Raw genomic sequence first — 16,076 nt, 5'->3', positions numbered from 1 at the left:
TGTGGCCGGTGTGCGATCATCGGCGACCTCTGACAATGAGCAATGAGTTGGTGACACCCCCTGCCTATTCTGGTGGCATGGCGACCGAACAAACGCGCGCTCCTGCCGGGTCCGACGAATCGCAGCCGCGTTGGTCGCTGCACCGCGGCGATGTCCTGGATGTCTACGTTGAATGGCCACAGCCTTCACTGATCATGTCCGATGGTGCGTACGGTGTCGGCGGGTTTCCCGGCGATCCGCGCACGGCCTCAGAACTAGCGAACTGGTACGCGCCACATATCGAGAATTGGTCCAAGTTCGCTCACCCGGCTACGACGCTGTGGTTCTGGAATACGGAGATCGGTTGGGCGAATGTGCACCCGCTGCTGGCGGCGGCCGGATGGGACTACGTCCAGAGCATCGTCTGGGACAAGGGAATCAGTCACATCGCTGGCAATGTGAATGGTGACACGATTCGTCAGTTTCCGGTGACCACCGAAGTCTGCGTGTTCTACCGTCGGCGACTTGAATTCGAGACGGCCGAGGGCGTCATGTCCGCCAAGCAGTGGCTTCGCCATGAGTGGCGGCGAGCCGGCTTGCCGCTGTATCGCGCAAACGAGGCCTGCGGCGTTGCAAACGCAGCGACTCGCAAGTACCTGACCCAGGATTGGCTCTGGTACTTCCCGCCGCCCGAGATGCTGGAGCGATTGGTCATTTACGCGAATCGCCATGGCGACCCGCAGGGCGCTCCCTACTACTCCGTCGACGGGGCTTTGCCTCTCACAGCATCGGAGTGGTCGCGTCTGCGCCACGTCTGGACTCACGCCCACGGCCTGACGAATGTGTGGCCCCGACCGGCGTTGCACAGCGACGAGCGCTACAAGGGCAATGGCATCCGTTCCGCACCACGTGTCCACAATCCAGGTCGTCACGCGGCCGTCCACCTCAATCAGAAGCCGATCGAGTTCATGCGGCGCATCATCACGGCGGCTACGCGTCCAGGCGACGTCGTCTGGGAGCCGTTCGGCGGTTTGTGCAGCGCCGCTGTTGCAGCAATCGCGTCCAGACGGCACGCATGTGCAGCTGAGCAGGTACATCACTTTGCCGATGTCGCCGAACAGCGGCTCTTGGAGGCATCAGCTGCTCCGCACGAGAACTTGTGATGCCCAGCGACGGCCGTGCCCCGCGCATCGACGAACCGACCCCACCTGAGCCGGATCCCGACCATCGAATTACGTCTCTCGCCAACCGGGTTCGGGATGCGCTCACCGCATTGCCAATTCACTTCCAGTCGCCGACGGTCATGGAGGGCCTCGATGCGACCGATCTGTTTGCGTTGAACACAGTCCTCGGCGCGACCATCGAGGTGCAGGTCGTGGAAGCGCTGAATCGAATGCGCGAGGTCTGGGATCCTGAGGGCGAGTGGCCGCTGCATGAATTCGTCCGGCAGGCGCAAACGTTTCCCGATGTCCTCTTGCGTCGCCGCAGCACTCAGGGCATCGACGACGTGGCAATGGGAATCGAGCTCAAGGGCTGGTACTTGCTCGCGAAGGAGGCGGTACCGAGCTTCCGGTACACAGTCACACCGATGGCGTGCAGTCAGTGGGATCTGCTCGTCGTGGTGCCGTGGTGCTTGTCGAATGTGGTGTCGGGCAAGCCGCGCGTACTTGGCCCTGGCATCTGGTCAGCCCGTTATGCCGCGGAATATCGCAACTACTGGTGGCAGAACATCCGACATGCGCGTAGCGACATGACAATCCGCATTCCAGCAGGAGTTGAGCCGTACAGCGGACGGGACCACACGGTTGACGAACCGGTCTCCGACAGCGGCCGCAACTTCGGCCGGATCGCCAGAATCGGCATCATGGACGACTGGATTGACGACGCCATTCGTCGACCCTTGGCAGGGATACCTGCACGAGACTGGACAGCGTTCCTGCGAAAGCACACCGACGACAGCGATCCAGAAACCGTGTGGTCCATCCTGAGTGCAGAGGCCGTCGAAGTTCTTGCCGGTGGCAGCGCAGCACGCACTGAGGAGGTCCTCTCCACCCTTCGCCGCCTGACTTCGCTGCTTGATGCCGACTGAGACTCTCGACAAGATGCGTTGGCCGCTGCGACGCTGCCGTGAGGCTCAATTCGCCGGCCCGTGCACCTCGTTGTAGATGTCGTTGAACATTCGTCCGTCCTCGCTGCGCCAGTAGCGCGTTGGGGCGACGTTTCGATCCAGGCCGAGCAGCCGTGAGGTCAAAGGCGACAAGTGCCACAAATCATCGCCCGCACGCAGGCCGTCGTAGCCATCGTCGGGGATGCGCAATAGCCGCACCTGACGCTCATCGGCAACTTCCACTTGCACGCCATCATCGTTGACGTACACGAGGCGTGTTCCAGGAGCGAGGCCAAGTTGGACAAAATCGAGTCGAGGGCGTCGAAGTCGCTCACGCGCTCGTCTATCAGCCGGAGATTGTTCCGCATCCACTTCAGCACGCACGTCCTCGGTGATGTCCATCGCGTTGATGAGCTGCAGGATGGCGATGGGCTGCTCAGGAGCAATCTCGAAGAACTCTCGCTTCGGATGTACGCGCTGAGGAGCGAATGCCTTGTGAAGTGCCTGTTCCACCGCTGCGGGGTCGTTGTTTACAGAGGCGGCGTACTCCATCTCGAAGGGTACGGGCACGCTTGTGTTGAAGAGCGAACTGATGCGACTCTGCGGATCATCCTGGGTGGTCCTGCCGATCTTGACGACTCCGGGCATCGCAGGGTTGGTCGCGACATACACGTATCCCGAGTGAGCTGGTGCTTCGCCCGGGGTCTGATTCTCCGGCTCGGTGATGTCTCGGCCCGCAACGTTGGGGTTCATCGGTTGTGCTGCCTTTCGAGGCTCGGGCGCCTCTGGTCGCCGTGCACCCTACGCGATCGCGCGGCGGAGGCGACCAGCGAGATTGCCAAGCGATCCGATGACGACTCCCTCGCCGCCGCACCACGCTGACAGCGCATTCAGTTCCGTTGCCAGCGCCGCGAGAGCGTCTGTCTCCGCCGCATCGCCGGTGGGCCACCACCCTGGCTCGGCCCAAGCGGCGGGTACCTCGAGCCGTCCGCGCTCGCGGTCGAAGCGCAGGTCAAGCCGTGCAACGAGGGCGTCGTCGTGCAGGAACGGCAGTACGAAATATCCGTACTGACGCTTCGCCTTGGGCGTGTAGATCTCGATCCGGTAGTGGAACCCGAAGAGCCGTTCAGCGCGCGGGCGGTACCACACCAGGGGATCGAAGGGGCTGAGCAGCACAGAACGGGAACGCTTGCGGGCGAGATGAACGTCTGCGGGAACGTACGCGGGAACGTCCCAGCCCTCGACCGCCGTTTCGCACAAGGCACCGTCTTCGGTCAATTCACCCAGACGCGCTCGCGCAATGCGCTTGGGCAGCCGGTGGTAGTCGATCAGATCATCGGCGGTCGCAATGCCCAGACACGCCGCCGCCTGACACAGCAACGCCCGATGGGCGTCCGGTTCGTCGATGTCGAGCGCCAGCACATCACCAGGCAGCACTCGTTCGATCAGGTCGTAGCGCCGTGTGAAACCGGCACGCGCTGCCACCCCCACGTGGCCAGCCCAGAACAGCCATCCCAGCGCCAACTTGGCGTTGCTGCGCGTGCCCCAAGGACCGCGCACGCCGGGACCCCAGCCCATTGCCGTGTCCAGCTCAGAAGACATGGCAGGCCCGTTGCTGTCGAGCCATGCGATGGCGTCGTCGATGCGCGCTCGCTCGTCGCGCTCGAACCGGACGTACAGGGGCCACATCTCGCCCTCGGAGCCCCGCCGCATGCGCCAGCGGTACAGCGGCCAGTCGCAGGCCCGCACGAACGAGGCCTCATGGCCCCAGTACTCCGTGAGCTCGCGCCGCTCGGGCTGGCGTGGGTATGCCGCTCTTTCCAGCAGCCCCAGTGCGGCGTCATGGCTGCCGCCGAGCCGGGCCCGCAACACCAGCAGGTGCGAGCGAGCCAGCACGCTGACGGCGTCGATCTGCAGCAGACCCATGCGGTTCATGGCCGTGCGCAGGTGCCGCACATCTCCACGGCCGGCTGGCAGCGGTGCCGCCAACCCCTGGGCGCCAATGGCGAGGCGCCGCGCTGCCCGCAGGCTCAGGCGCGCCGGCCGCGCTCGTGTCATTCGAGGCCGGTCGGCGCATCGCACGACGATGCGCGCAGTCAGGAATCTCCGGCGCCGCTCAGCGTTCTTCTCTGAAGATGACGTGGCGACGAAGCACCGGGTCGTACTTGCGCAACTCGATGCGGTCGCGGGTGTTCGTCTTATTCTTGCGCGTCGTGTACGTGTAGCCGCTGCCCTCGGTGGACTTCAGCTTGATGACCGGCCGCTTGTCGCTCTTAGGCATCAGATCTTCTCCCCGCGCCGGCGCAGATCAGCAACCACCGACTCGATGCCGCGCTTGTTGATGGTCTTGATGCCCTTGGCGCTGACCGTCAAGGTCACCCAGCGGTGCTCGTTGGGCACCCAGAAACGCTTCCGCTGAATGTTCGGCTTGAACCAGCGCTTCGTGCGACGGTGCGAGTGGGACACGTTGAAGCCCGAATGCGGCCGACGACCGGTGACTTGGCAGATGTTGCTCATTCCCAGCATCTCCAGGCGGGTGGGCTTGACAGCAGCGCACAAGGCTAGCGAGCTCCCAGCGCGCATCGTCGTGCTAGCTGGCCTGTAGTTGGGGGAGGATCTCGCGGCCGACGCGTTCGAGTACTTCGTAGCGGGGGTCGAAGTTCGGCAGGATCATGATCTGGTCGAGCCCGCGCTCGCCCAGGTCCAGCAGGCGCTCGGTGACCTGGTCCGCCGTGCCCACAATGCAGGTGGCGTCGATGAGCTCGTCGGTCAGGAACCGCGTTTCCTCTTGCAGCACCCAGCAGTTGTGGCCGGCGTGGATCCGCTGGTGGATGCGTTCGGGGTCGGTGTCGTCGAGCATGGCGCAGTACTCGTCCCAGATGGCTTCCAGCCGGGCGCCGGGAGCACGCCCGTATTGGCGGTACTGGTCGTAGGAATAATGCACCGAGGCCATCGCGAACGCTCCGGCCTCGTGGTACACGCGCTCGCGCTGGCTGGCCAGCGTCTCGCCGTCGTCCAGCACCACGATGGTGGTGAGCGAGCACATCAGGTAGTCGCTGCGGTCAATCGTGCGGCCCGCCTCGGCGGCGCCGGCTTCGATGTGCTCCCACACACGTGCGGTGGCTGATCCGTCGGGCGGCACCGACAGGACTGCGCCGTCACCGTACTGGCCCGCGAGACCCAGCGAACGCGGCCCGAATCCCGAGATGTACAGCGGGATCGGGTCGTCGAAGTTGACGAATCCTGCGTCGGGCATGATGTGGCGGATCGGCTCGGCGGTGCCGCCGAAGTGGTGAATGGCCTCCTCGCCGCGCAGCAGCGGCCGCAGCGCCGCGAGATACCGGTCGAACTCGGCGATGCGCTGCGGCTTGTGCCCCATGATCCGCATCGCTGTGTTGCCCGTGCCGATGCCCAGGAACGTCCGGCCCGGAGCCAGCGCGTTGATGGTGGCGATCGAAGCGGCCGTCACAGGTGCGGGACGAGTGCCGGAGACCGATACGCCGGTGCCGAGTTGCATTGTGCTGGTCCGCTCGGCCGCGAGTGCCAGCGTGGCGTAGCAGTCCGACCACAGCATGTGGCTGTCAGCGAACCAGGCATGGGTGTAGCCGAGTTCTTCAGCACGCGTGACGTACTGCAGGTCGCCGATGTGCGATGCGATGCAAATCCCCAAGTCCATGATGAATCCTCGTAGTGAGTTCTGTTGGCCCGACAAGCACGCCGCGGGTGGCGCAGACACGCTAGACACGAACCGTGGCACAGGACAGGGCTGCGTGTTCGAAGGAGGGGTCTTCGGAGAAGGGGTCTTCGAAGAAGGGGTCCGCAAGGAAGGACCAGAAGAACATCCCCTCCGAGGCGTCGGCAAAGCCTCGCCGCCGTCACGTCGAGTGGGGTCGCTATTCCAACGCTCCCATGGACCGGGCAGCCGGTGGCGTTGTGTGCCACGAGGGCTCAGTGCTGGTGGTGCACCGCCCTCGCTACGACGACTGGTCGCTGCCCAAGGGCCACCTCAAGCGCGGCGAGACCTGGGCCGAGGCGGCGCTGCGAGAAGTCCGTGAGGAGACCGGAGTGCGCTGCGTGATCACCTCGGCGCCATATCCGGTCAGCTATCTGATTGGCGATCAGGTGCCGAAGGTGGTGCTGTTCTACGCAATGTCGCCGGCGAAGATGCCGAAACGGCTCAAGGGCGATCCCGGCGAGGTGGACGAGGTGGCCTGGTGGGACATCGCTGATGCTGTTCGGGCGCTGAGCTACGAGATCGAGCGCGACGCTTGCTCAGCGCTCACGATCCCGCACCTGCGTCGCCGCAATTCCACCGCCGGATAGGCAGCCACCGCTAGGGCCCGGCGGCATTCTCATGGGATTCTCACCGTCTGGATTCCAGAATGAGGCTGTGGACCTCGACCGGCCGGGCGGCAACGGTCCAGCGGTAGCCGTCGTCGACGACGATCAGCGGATCCGCGCGGCATTGCGTCGCGCCCTGCAGATCGAGGGCTATTCGGTGCTCGAGGGTCGCGATGGCCTCGAGGGAGAGGCATTGGCCGGCAGAGCTGACGTGATGGTGCTCGATGCCACCATGCCGAACCTGGGCGGCTTCGAGCTGTGCCGCCGCTTGCGTGCTGCTGGGAGCCGGTTGCCGATCCTGCTGCTGACGGCCCGGGGCTCGACCGTCGACCGGGTGGAAGGCCTCGATGCCGGCGCCGACGACTACCTGCCGAAGCCGTTCGCGCTCGACGAGCTGCTGGCACGGCTGCGGGCGCTGCTACGCCGGGGTGCTGCCACGGAGGCCTCTGGAGGCGATAAGCGGCTGGCCTGTGGCGACATCGTCATGGACACGGCCAGCTACGAGGTGACGTGTGCCGGCGAGCCGGTGACACTGACGCACACCGAGCATCGGCTGCTGGAACTGTTCCTGCGCAACCCAGGTCGCGTCCTCCACCGTGAGGAGATCTACGACACGGTCTGGGGTTACGACGCCTCGCTCGCTTCGAACTCGCTGGAGGTGTACGTCGGCTACCTGCGCCGCAAGCTGCCAGCAGCGAACACTGGCACTGATGGACGCGGACCCATTCGCACCGTGCGCGGCGTGGGATACGTCCTGAGGAACTCGTGAGCTTCCGAACACGCCTGGGTCTGCTGGTGGCCGCTTCGGTAGCGGTCGCAGTGTTGGCGGTGTTGGGGGTCATGTTGTGGATCGCGCGCAGCGAGGCCCGCTCGGCGATTGACGAGCAGCTCGAGGAACGTGCGCAGGTCCTGGTGACTGCTGACGGCCGCTTTCGCCAGAGCGTCGGGGTTCGCGCGTTTGGCAAGCACGTCCCCTATGACGTGCTGGTCCAGGTGATCGGTCCCAAGGGAACGGTGAGATACATCTCCGACGACGTGATTCCGGTCTCGCCCGGCGACCTTGAGGTCGCCTCGGGCCACGCGACGACTCACTCCGCCGATGTCGCCACCGACACGGTGAGGCTCCGGGTGTTGACGGTCTCGCTCGGACCACGAGGAGCACTCATGATCGCCCGGCCGTTGAGCGAGTTCGACCACTACGCCCACGGAGTGCGTGAGGCGCTCGCAGTAGTGGCGGTCGCCGGCGTGGCTCTCGCGGGCTTGCTGGGCTTCCTTGTAGCTGGCCGCGCAATGGGCCCGGTCCGTCGACTGACGGCCGCGGCACAGAACGTCGCACAAACCCAGGATCTCGACCAGCCCATCGAGCCCGAGCGTGACGACGAGCTGGGCGAGCTGGCGCGCAGCTTCAACGCGATGCTCGAAGCACTTGCCCTGTCGCGCGCCCAACAACAGCGGTTGGTGACCGACGCCGGCCACGAACTTCGGACGCCGCTTACCAGCATCCGCACCAACATCGAGTTGCTGTCGCGTGCTGAAGCCACAGAAGACTCCGACGGGGCCGCCTCGGTGCTCGATGCCGGCGAGCGCCGCCGGATGCTTGACGATGTCCAATTCGAGCTGGACCAGCTCACCGAGCTGGTGGGCGAGCTCGTCGAGTTGGCCAGTGATCAGCGTGCCCAGGGCGAGCCGACGCCAGTCGATCTGGTCGACATTGCGGCATCGGTGGTGGACCGGCACCGTCGTCGCGCCGAGGTCGACTTCGTGACCGACTTTGAGTCGTGTGAGGTGGTGGTCAACGTGGCGTTGGTGGAGCGTGCCATCAGCAACCTCGTCGACAACGCCCTGAAGTGGTCACCGCCCGGCGAAGCCATCGAGATCAGCGTTGCCCATCGCGAAGGACTGGCGATCGTTCAGGTGCACGACCGCGGTCCCGGAATCGACCCCGCCCTGCGGGAGGTGGTCTTCGAACGCTTCTACCGGGCTCCCGAGGCCCGCTCGCAGCCCGGTTCGGGCCTCGGGCTGTCCATTGTCGACTACGTCGCTCGCACCCACGACGGCTCCACGGCCGTCATCGACACCGAAGGCCCGGGAGCCACTGTCGAACTGCGTCTGCCGCTGGCCGAGCGCGACTGAAGTGGTCGCGGATTCGCAGCACCCCCAACGGGATTTGAACCCGTGCCGCCGGCGTGAAAGGCCGGTGTCCTAGGCCGCTAGACGATGGGGGCAGGGCATCTCAGGCTAGGCCGGAGCCGTCTGGGGGCCACGACCGCCGTGACACTGCGACGCCGCCGCGACGACGCTGCGACGACACGGCAATGACAGTGCCGGGATCAGCGGTGCGCGGCGTCAATGAGTTCGGCGAGCAGGCCCCCGAGGTAGTGGTACCGCAGGCGCGGCCGCTGGCCGGGATCGTGCGGGTCGACATCAGTCGAGTCATCTTGCTCGGAGATGTTGAGCTGGGTGCCGAGGACCAGGCGCAGCTCATTCAGACCCTGGATCCAGGCGGTCACCTGAGAGTCGTCGAGGTGATCAGCTTTGAGCGTGCCATCAAGCAGATCGAGGTGATCGAGCCGCTCGGCCAGCAGTTCGTCGCGCATGAGGCGCTGGTAGTCGGTGTCGCGATCGGGATCACTCAGGTAAGCCGGCGGGAACAGGCGCCGGAGCGAGGGATCCAAGCCGTCCCCGCCGTCGCGTGCTGGCGTGTGATCCAGCAAGTTTCTGCGCAGCTCTCCCACCATCTCGGCAAGGAGTCGCCGCTCCCAATCGGCGAGATGCACGCTCACCATGGATCCTCGAGCTCCGAAGCGCGTCCCGGTCACGAGGCCACCTTTGTCGAGCCACCGACAGTCGGCCGACAGCAGCGTGCAGCGGACACCGCTCAGGTGTCCTTCTGCATGGTGGCCCACAGGCCGTACTCGTGCAGGCGAAAGACATCGAGCTCGGCCTTCTCGCGCGTCCCCCAGGCCACCGCCGCACGACCCTTGTTGTGCACGTCCAGCATCAGCTCGGTCGCCTTGGCCTCGCTGTACCCGAACAGCTTCTGGAACACATACACGACGTAGCTCATCAGGTTGATCGGGTCGTTCCAGACCAGAACCACCCATGGCACATCGGTGCTGTGTTCGTCCTCGGTCGTCGGATCGCGGATGACCTCAGGGTCGGCGACGGCCGGTGCAGGCGGGCTCACGGCATCATTTTGCGAAGCCGCGGGACGCGATGCCAACCGATTCGTCGACCGGCGGCTGCGCTGAGAGGGTTTGCGTGGCCGCAGGCTGTGTTGAATGGATCCCGGTTGCCAGCACCAAGCGGGTCATGGCGATGGTTGCCAGTGTGGCGCCAGCGACATGCAGCGCAACGAGCAGCACTGGCAGTTCGGTGAAGTACTGCACATAGCCGATGGCGGCCTGTACGGCCATGACACCGATCACCGTGCGCACCCTCCGCCCCAGTTGCGACGCACATGTACCGAACGCACTACCGCGATGCGCGATGGCCACGCGCCGCACGCGAGCGCCGAGCACCAAGGTGACGACAGCCAGGATCACCACAGTGATGCCGTGGATGCGCGCTACCGACGGCAGCGCGAACTGCAATCGCTCGACGTGCTCGTCACCGCCGTGGGGGCCCGTGCCGGTCACCACCGTCCCGGTCCACAGCGCTGCCGCGGTCAACGCCGCCGCGAGCCAGGCGTGCGCCCGGATCGGCGTCCCAAGCGCAGCGCTCGTGTTCCCGCCAGCCCGCGGCTCGATGCCTGCCCGGTGTTGCAGCACGACCGCTGCCGCCACCAGCACCTGCGATGCCAAGAAATGCGACATGACGATCGGCGGCGACAGGTGCGTCAGCACGGTGACCGCACCGAGGCCGATCTGAAATGCGACGCCCACAACCAGCGCAAGCGACCACCACATCAGGTCAGCCCGCCGGGGATCCCGCCACAACGACGCGCCGACGGCCAAGACAACCGCCACCGACACCAAACCGGTCACGATGCGGTTGCCGAACTCCACCCAGCCGTGGAAGTCCGCAGCCGGCACGAACTCGCCGGGCTCGCAGTTCGGCCAATCGCTGCACCCCAGCCCGCTGCCAGTGAGTCGCACCAGCGCGCCGGTAATCACAATTGCCACGAGCGCCCAGAGCGCCCAACGGGCTACCAGTGCGAACCGCCTCGGCGTTACATACGGCCTGCGCCCCCGCAGGCGCATCAGGTCCAGCCTGCCCTCCCCGACACGCGCCTGACGCAGCAAGCTCACGCCGAAACGCTAGAGGCGACACGTACGCTCACAGCAATGCTGGCGACGCTGCGCCCAACACTGTTTGGATCAACATTGCGGGGGTATGTCGCGCTCACGAAGCCGCGCATCATCGAGCTGCTGCTGGTGACAACGGTGCCGCCGATGTTTGTCGCCGAAGGTGGCGTGCCCAGCCTGGCGCTTGTGGTGCTCACCGTCGTCGGCGGCACGCTGTCCGCGGCAGGTGCCAACACCTTCAACATGTACATCGATCGCGACATCGATGCCACGATGGCTCGGACGGCGCATCGACCGCTGGTCGTCGGCACCGTGACGCCCCGCGCGGCCCTGATCTACGGCGTGGTGCTCGAGGTGTTGGCCTTCGGGATTCTGTGGTGGGGCGCCAATCTGCTGGCAGCGCTGCTGGCGCTGGCGGCCTGCCTGTTCTACGTGTTCGTGTACACGCTGTGGCTGAAGCGGACGTCCGCCCAGAACATCGTCATCGGCGGGGCGGCGGGCGCGGCGCCGGTGCTCGTCGGCTGGGCGGCCGTGACGGGCTCGCTGTCGCTTGAGGCCTGGATCGCTTTCGCTATCGTCTTCTTCTGGACGCCGCCGCACTTCTGGGCGCTGGCAATTCGCTATGCCGACGACTACGGCGCTGCCGACGTGCCGATGCTGCCGTCGGTAGCGAGCGAGCGCTCGGTGCTGGTGCAGATGACGCTGCACACGGTCGCGGTGATCGCGCTGTCGCTGTGGTTCGCCGTGGCCGCCGAAACAGGAGCGCTGTACTTGGTGGCAGCGGTGTCTGGGGGTGCAGCATTCGGGTGGCAACTGCTGGCGCTCTGGCGCTCTCTGAACCCTGGTACCGCAATGCGCGTCTTCCACAGCTCCATCGCATACCTCGGCCTGCTGTTCGTGGCGATGGCAGCCGACGTGATTGTGCGGTTCGGCTGGTGACGGGGTTGTGGTGGGGCACCGGCGTTCAGCCAGTGCGGAAGACCGCCGCGATTTGGTCGCAGACAATCTGGTTGAGGAGCCCGCGGGTCGCTAGAGTGCCCCGTTGGTGTCGCCCCAAAGCGGCGCTGCCAGCCGAGTCCGGGAATCACTTCGCCGCATGACCGACGCCACTACCGAAGCTGAGCATTCGGAAGGATCTGCCGTGGCTTCACAGGCAGAAGACCCAACGGCGTTCGGCTGGCTCAATACCACCGACCACAAGCGCATCGGTCGCCTGTTCATCGCCTGTTCCCTGCTGTTCGCTCTGGCTGGTGCGGTCACCGACCTGCTGGTGCGCTTCGATCTGGCCTCAGCAAACGGCCACACCGTTCTGAATTCCGACACCTTCGTGCAGGCGTTCACGTTCACGCGGGACGCTTTGGTGTTCGGCATGCTCATCCCGCTGTTCCTGGGCATTGCGATGTATGTGGTCCCGCTGCAGGTGGGTGCCCCCAACGTGGCATTCGGCCGGGCAGCAGCTCTGTCGTTCTGGGGCTGGCTGGTCTCGTTCGGCATCCTCGTTGGCGCGTACATCGCCAACGGCGGGCCCGGTGGGGGCTGGGACGACGGCGTCGACCTGCACTTGCTGGCGGTTGCCGGGCTCGTGATGTCGCTGCTCACCGGCGCCATTTGCGTTGCCGTCACCACGCTCACCATGCGTGCCCCGGGCATGTACATGGACCGCACGCCCCCATTCGCGTGGTCGGCGCTCGTAACGGCGTCGATGCTGGTGGTCAGCCTCGGCGTGGTGCTCGGCCAGATCGTCATTCTCTACATCGACCACCGCTACGGCCGCGTGTTCCTCGAAGGCAACTACGGCATCTGGTCCCGTATCGACTGGATGTACCGGACGCCGCAGTTGTTCATCTACGTCGTGCCGGTTCTGGGCGTGGCCGCCGAGATCATGCTCGCCGCAGCCCGGCGCTGGGTCTTCGAACCGCTGGCGCTCTACTTCACGATGGGCCTCGTCGGGCTCTTCGGATTCGGCGCCTGGGCCAACTTCGGCATCACCAACGAGGGCGCCGACATCGTCGATGGCCTCGAAGGCATCGTGCTGGTCGGCCTGTACGCCGGTGCGCTGGCGGGTGTCTCTGGGTTGCTAGCACTGCTGGGCTTCACCGTGTGGCAGAGCCGCAAGTGGCCGCGCCCCAACACGGCTGTGCTGGCTGCATTCGTCGCCGGCAATCTCGTGGCGGTCGCCGCGCTCATCGGACTGATCGGTGCGGCTGTGGATTGGCTGCAAATCGCTGGCCGAGGCATTGACGGGAATGCCCCACTGCGCTCTACAACTTGGATCACGGGCCAGCAGAGCCTGCTCATCTACGGGGCAGGACTGCTCGGCGCGCTGGCTGCGCTGCACTGGTGGGCGCCCAAGATCTGGGGCCGGCGCTTGTCTGAACTCGCTGGCTGGGCCAGCTTCGCGGCGATCGGAGGTGGCGCCTTCCTGGCGTGGCTCGGTCCGACGCTGTCGGGCGCCTTCACCGAGCAGCCGCAGTTTGTGTATCACGCGCCGAACGAGACCACTGACTATGCCCACCTCGTCGACACCTCCGGCGCGGAGGGCCTCTCGGCGCTCGGCGCGGTCGGTGTGCTGATCGTGCTGGCCGGCCTGGCGCTCGTGGTGCTGAACCTCTTGGTCTCAGTGGCCATGGGCAAAGGCGCCGAGGCCGAAGCAGACCCATGGGGCGGTCTCACACCCGAGTGGCTGCTCGACTCGCCACCCCCGCTCGGTCCCGCCGATTCCCTGCCCGAGCTCACCTCTGGAACACCGCTGCTGGACGCTGAGCTCAACGGCAGCGTTGCCGCAACCGAGCGGGAAGCGACCGAGGTGCCAGCCTGATGCCAGCGTCTGTCGCCAGCCCAGCCACCACGGCCAGCACCGTCGATGTCCCCCAACCAGGCCGCTACGTCGTTCCAGGCCCGCCGCCGCGCCCGCGTAGCCAGCTGGTCGGCACGGGCTTTGCGATTGCAGCCGGGGCCATGGCAGTCGCCGGAGCGCTGGGCCACTACATGGCCCGCCGGCACGCCTCGGGCATGGACCCGGGCCACGAATGGCTGGCCGGCCACGCTGTACCGAGTCCGCAGCTCGTCTATGCCCTCATCACGCTGCTCGTCTCGGTGGTGACTGCGCACTGGGCCGTGTGGGCAAGCGGCCGCGGCGAACGCGGTCATACCTGGGTGGGCATGGCCATCACGCTGGTGATGGGCTTCGCCTTCTTCAACATGGTGATGTTCAGCCTGAACCGCATGGAGGTAGAGCTCGGTTCGGGCGAGTGGGCCAATCTCGCGTTCGCGGTGACTGGGCTTTCACTGGCGATCCTGATCGTCGGAATGTTCTACCTCGGCCTCATGACGCTCCGGTCGCTCGGCGGCGGCGTCGGCCGCGACCGTTCGACGCCGCTGGGCTCAGCGGTCTTCTTCTGGGACTTCGCCGTGCTTGCGTGGGCAGCCACCTGGTACGTCGTGTACGTGGTGAAGTAGGGATCGATGGTCGGCATCGCCAGCAGGTACTTCGCCGGTCGCATCGCGCTGGCCGCCGCAGCCGCGGTGGTTGTCGGCGTGCTCACCGGTATGGACGACACGGGCCATGTGGTCATGTACGCCACCATCGTGCTGGGTGTCGCTGCTGCGGCATTTGCGCTGCTGTTCGCCCTGGCACTGACGGTGGGCGACGGCGACTCGCCCGACCGGGAGCATTCGCACGACTACCGACCGACACCGGCCTACTGGCCGATCATGGCGGCGGTGGGCATGGGCGTGCTCATGGTCGGCTTGGTGACGGGCTCCCTGCTGACCATTGCAGGCGTGGCGCTGCTGCTCATTTCCGCTGTCGAGTGGACGATGAGCGCGTGGGCCGAGCACCTCTCCACTGACGCAGCATCGAATGCGGTCGAGCGGGCCCGGTTGCTGCGGCCCTTCGAGATCTCGCTCTATGGCGTGCTGGGCATCGGTGTGCCGGTGGTGCTGGCCTCCCGGATCTTCCTGTCGGTGAGCAAGACCAAGGCGAGCTTGGCGGCAATCGTGATTGCAGCGATGATCCTGGCGTTCGCGTTCGTGGTGTACGCCAAGCCCCAGATCAGGCGTTCGGTGATGGCCTCGACGCTGGTACTGGGTGGCGTTGCACTCATCGTGGCGGGCATCGCTTTTGGGGTGAGGGGTGAGCGCGAGTTTCACCCGGAGGGCGGCGCCGAGATCGCTGGCGATCACGGCGAACCTGGCGAGGAGGGCTCAGGCGAATCGGACGAGTCTGGCGAAACCGGCGGGGGACACGAGTGATGGGCACCGGTTTCGCTCGACGCTGGCGCCTGGTCGCGTTGGCCCTGCTGGGGTTGATTGCAGCAGGCTGTGCCACCGGTCGCCTCGATGCCACCAAACCGGTCGGGGAGAACGCGCAGAAAATCGACGGCCTCATGCGCCTGTCGGGCTGGATGGCAGTCGGTGTCGGCATCTTCGTGGCGGCTGCGGTTGCCACGATCATCGTGAAGTTCCGGGCCAAGCCCACCGACGACCCCGACGACCTGCCCCCGCAGATCCACGGCAACCGCAAAGCCGAACTTACGTGGACGATCATCCCGACGATCTTGCTGATCTTCCTGACCGTGATCACCTTGCCGACGGTGTTCGCGCTCGCCAAAGAAGGTGACGGAATCACGATCAAGGTTGAGGGCCAGCAGTGGTGGTGGCAGTTCAGCTACGACATCGACGAGAACGGCCAGTACGACATCGTCACTGCGAACGATCTGGTCATCCCCACCGGCGAAGAGATCAACCTCGAAATCCATTCCAACGACGTCATCCACTCGTTCTGGATCCCCCGGCTGAACGGCAAGAAAGACGCTGTGCCCGGGCGTGTGCACGATTGGCGGATCAGCTCCAACGAGCCGGGCATCTTCTACGGAGAGTGCGTGGAGTTCTGCGGCCTGAGCCACGCCAACATGCAGATGCGGGCCATTGCGCTCGACCCCGACGATTTCGATCGCTGGGTGCAGCAGCAGTACGACGGACAGACACAGGCCCGAGACGTCGCACCCGCTGAGGGGACGCCCGAAGCCGCCGGAGCGACGCTGTTCGAGACCCACTGCATCAGCTGCCACGTCGTCGACGGTGCGTACGAGAGCGCCGCCGCCGGCAACGCGAACCTCCTCTCAGGCCTCGCGCCGAACCTCACCAACCTGATGGGCCGCACGGCGTTCGCCGGGGCGCTGTACGACACGTACCTGCCCGACGGCAGCCTCAACATCGCCAAGCTTCGTGAGTGGGTGCGCAATGCGCCGAACATGAAGCCGGCCCGCGCGGACAACCAGCAGGGCATGCTGGACTTCTCCGAAGTGCTGACCGATCAGGACCTCGACAACCTCATGGCGTACCTGAAGACCCTCGGCAGCCCGCCCGTGCTGCCCCAATGAGCACGGCCCGGACTTAGG

Annotated in this window: 18 protein-coding genes and 1 tRNA gene; 10 read left to right on the top strand and 9 right to left on the bottom strand. The window is 65.8% G+C overall.

Going from position 1 to position 16,076, the window contains the following annotated elements:
- The first annotated feature begins 77 nt into the window (after positions 1 to 77).
- Both ACPXYO_RS01620 and ACPXYO_RS01615 read left to right on the top strand, forming a co-directional pair.
- Positions 78 to 1,142 (top strand): DNA methyltransferase, encoded by a 1,065-nt coding sequence (locus tag ACPXYO_RS01620; RefSeq protein WP_423916127.1) that lies wholly within the window; start codon positions 78 to 80, stop codon positions 1,140 to 1,142.
- The gene (locus ACPXYO_RS01615; protein ID WP_423916125.1) at positions 1,142 to 2,068 is read left to right on the top strand and encodes a hypothetical protein; all 927 of its coding nucleotides are present in this window, start codon (positions 1,142 to 1,144) and stop codon (positions 2,066 to 2,068) included. The genes ACPXYO_RS01620 and ACPXYO_RS01615 overlap by 1 nt, the downstream gene beginning before the upstream one ends.
- 45 nt (positions 2,069 to 2,113) lie before the next feature.
- Here the strand turns inward: ACPXYO_RS01615 and ACPXYO_RS01610 are convergent, their stop codons facing one another.
- From ACPXYO_RS01610 to ACPXYO_RS01590, 5 genes are all read right to left on the bottom strand, one after another.
- A complete protein-coding gene (locus ACPXYO_RS01610) occupies positions 2,114 to 2,839 on the bottom strand; it encodes a GIY-YIG nuclease family protein (protein ID WP_423916124.1) in 726 nt (241 codons plus the stop codon).
- 48 nt (positions 2,840 to 2,887) lie between these two features.
- Positions 2,888 to 4,144: a winged helix-turn-helix domain-containing protein gene (locus ACPXYO_RS01605; protein WP_423916122.1), complete on the bottom strand. Its 1,257-nt coding sequence runs from the start codon at positions 4,142 to 4,144 to the stop codon at positions 2,888 to 2,890.
- A gap of 58 nt (positions 4,145 to 4,202) precedes the next feature.
- Positions 4,203 to 4,367 (bottom strand): 50S ribosomal protein L33, encoded by a 165-nt coding sequence (gene rpmG, locus ACPXYO_RS01600; protein ID WP_420625324.1) that lies wholly within the window; start codon positions 4,365 to 4,367, stop codon positions 4,203 to 4,205.
- A complete protein-coding gene (gene rpmB, locus ACPXYO_RS01595) occupies positions 4,367 to 4,603 on the bottom strand; it encodes a 50S ribosomal protein L28 (protein ID WP_419551298.1) in 237 nt (78 codons plus the stop codon). Before rpmB ends, rpmG begins: the two co-directional genes overlap by 1 nt.
- A 73-nt stretch (positions 4,604 to 4,676) precedes the next feature.
- A complete protein-coding gene (locus tag ACPXYO_RS01590; protein ID WP_423916121.1) occupies positions 4,677 to 5,762 on the bottom strand; it encodes an LLM class flavin-dependent oxidoreductase in 1,086 nt (361 codons plus the stop codon).
- A gap of 74 nt (positions 5,763 to 5,836) precedes the next feature.
- Here ACPXYO_RS01590 and ACPXYO_RS01585 point away from each other — a divergent pair, with 74 nt between their 5' ends.
- From ACPXYO_RS01585 to ACPXYO_RS01575, 3 genes are all read left to right on the top strand, one after another.
- Positions 5,837 to 6,409 carry an NUDIX hydrolase gene (locus ACPXYO_RS01585; protein WP_423916119.1) on the top strand — a complete coding sequence of 191 codons (573 nt, stop codon included), beginning with the start codon at positions 5,837 to 5,839 and terminating at the stop codon, positions 6,407 to 6,409.
- Positions 6,410 to 6,476: 67 nt separating this feature from the next.
- A complete protein-coding gene (locus tag ACPXYO_RS01580) occupies positions 6,477 to 7,196 on the top strand; it encodes a response regulator transcription factor (RefSeq protein WP_423916117.1) in 720 nt (239 codons plus the stop codon).
- The gene (locus ACPXYO_RS01575; protein WP_423916115.1) at positions 7,193 to 8,560 is read left to right on the top strand and encodes a HAMP domain-containing sensor histidine kinase; all 1,368 of its coding nucleotides are present in this window, start codon (positions 7,193 to 7,195) and stop codon (positions 8,558 to 8,560) included. Before ACPXYO_RS01580 ends, ACPXYO_RS01575 begins: the two co-directional genes overlap by 4 nt.
- A 19-nt stretch (positions 8,561 to 8,579) precedes the next feature.
- On the opposite strand, the gene ACPXYO_RS01570 is transcribed toward ACPXYO_RS01575, so the two are convergent.
- The 4 genes from ACPXYO_RS01570 to ACPXYO_RS01555 form a co-directional block, all read right to left on the bottom strand.
- Positions 8,580 to 8,652 (bottom strand) — tRNA-Glu (locus ACPXYO_RS01570).
- 105 nt (positions 8,653 to 8,757) lie between these two features.
- Positions 8,758 to 9,246 carry a DUF2017 family protein gene (locus ACPXYO_RS01565; protein WP_423916113.1) on the bottom strand — a complete coding sequence of 163 codons (489 nt, stop codon included), beginning with the start codon at positions 9,244 to 9,246 and terminating at the stop codon, positions 8,758 to 8,760.
- 59 nt (positions 9,247 to 9,305) lie between these two features.
- Positions 9,306 to 9,614, bottom strand: coding sequence for an ATP-dependent Clp protease adapter ClpS (clpS, locus tag ACPXYO_RS01560; protein ID WP_420622169.1), 309 nt, complete (start codon positions 9,612 to 9,614; stop codon positions 9,306 to 9,308).
- Between the two features lie 4 nt (positions 9,615 to 9,618).
- Positions 9,619 to 10,677: a COX15/CtaA family protein gene (locus tag ACPXYO_RS01555; RefSeq protein ID WP_423916112.1), complete on the bottom strand. Its 1,059-nt coding sequence runs from the start codon at positions 10,675 to 10,677 to the stop codon at positions 9,619 to 9,621.
- Positions 10,678 to 10,713: 36 nt separating this feature from the next.
- On the opposite strand from ACPXYO_RS01555, the gene ACPXYO_RS01550 reads away from it, so the two are divergent.
- The 5 genes from ACPXYO_RS01550 (at position 10,714) to coxB (ending at position 16,058) form a co-directional block, all read left to right on the top strand.
- Positions 10,714 to 11,613 (top strand): heme o synthase, encoded by a 900-nt coding sequence (locus tag ACPXYO_RS01550; RefSeq protein WP_423916110.1) that lies wholly within the window; start codon positions 10,714 to 10,716, stop codon positions 11,611 to 11,613.
- A gap of 202 nt (positions 11,614 to 11,815) precedes the next feature.
- The gene (locus ACPXYO_RS01545; protein WP_423916109.1) at positions 11,816 to 13,492 is read left to right on the top strand and encodes a cbb3-type cytochrome c oxidase subunit I; all 1,677 of its coding nucleotides are present in this window, start codon (positions 11,816 to 11,818) and stop codon (positions 13,490 to 13,492) included.
- Entirely contained in the window at positions 13,492 to 14,133 is a 642-nt protein-coding gene (locus ACPXYO_RS01540; RefSeq protein WP_423916107.1) for a cytochrome c oxidase subunit 3, read from the top strand. Before ACPXYO_RS01545 ends, ACPXYO_RS01540 begins: the two co-directional genes overlap by 1 nt.
- 6 nt (positions 14,134 to 14,139) lie before the next feature.
- Positions 14,140 to 14,928: a hypothetical protein gene (locus ACPXYO_RS01535; protein ID WP_423916105.1), complete on the top strand. Its 789-nt coding sequence runs from the start codon at positions 14,140 to 14,142 to the stop codon at positions 14,926 to 14,928.
- Positions 14,928 to 16,058, top strand: coding sequence for a cytochrome c oxidase subunit II (coxB, locus tag ACPXYO_RS01530; protein WP_423916103.1), 1,131 nt, complete (start codon positions 14,928 to 14,930; stop codon positions 16,056 to 16,058). The genes ACPXYO_RS01535 and coxB overlap by 1 nt, the downstream gene beginning before the upstream one ends.
- Positions 16,059 to 16,076: the final 18 nt, after the last annotated feature.

The organism is Candidatus Poriferisodalis sp. (genome assembly GCF_965237655.1).
In the GTDB taxonomy this organism is placed as follows: Bacteria; Actinomycetota; Acidimicrobiia; order Acidimicrobiales; family Poriferisodalaceae; genus Poriferisodalis.
Note: the sequence above shows the minus strand (reverse complement) of the source record. Positions and strands in the feature narration are given on the sequence as shown.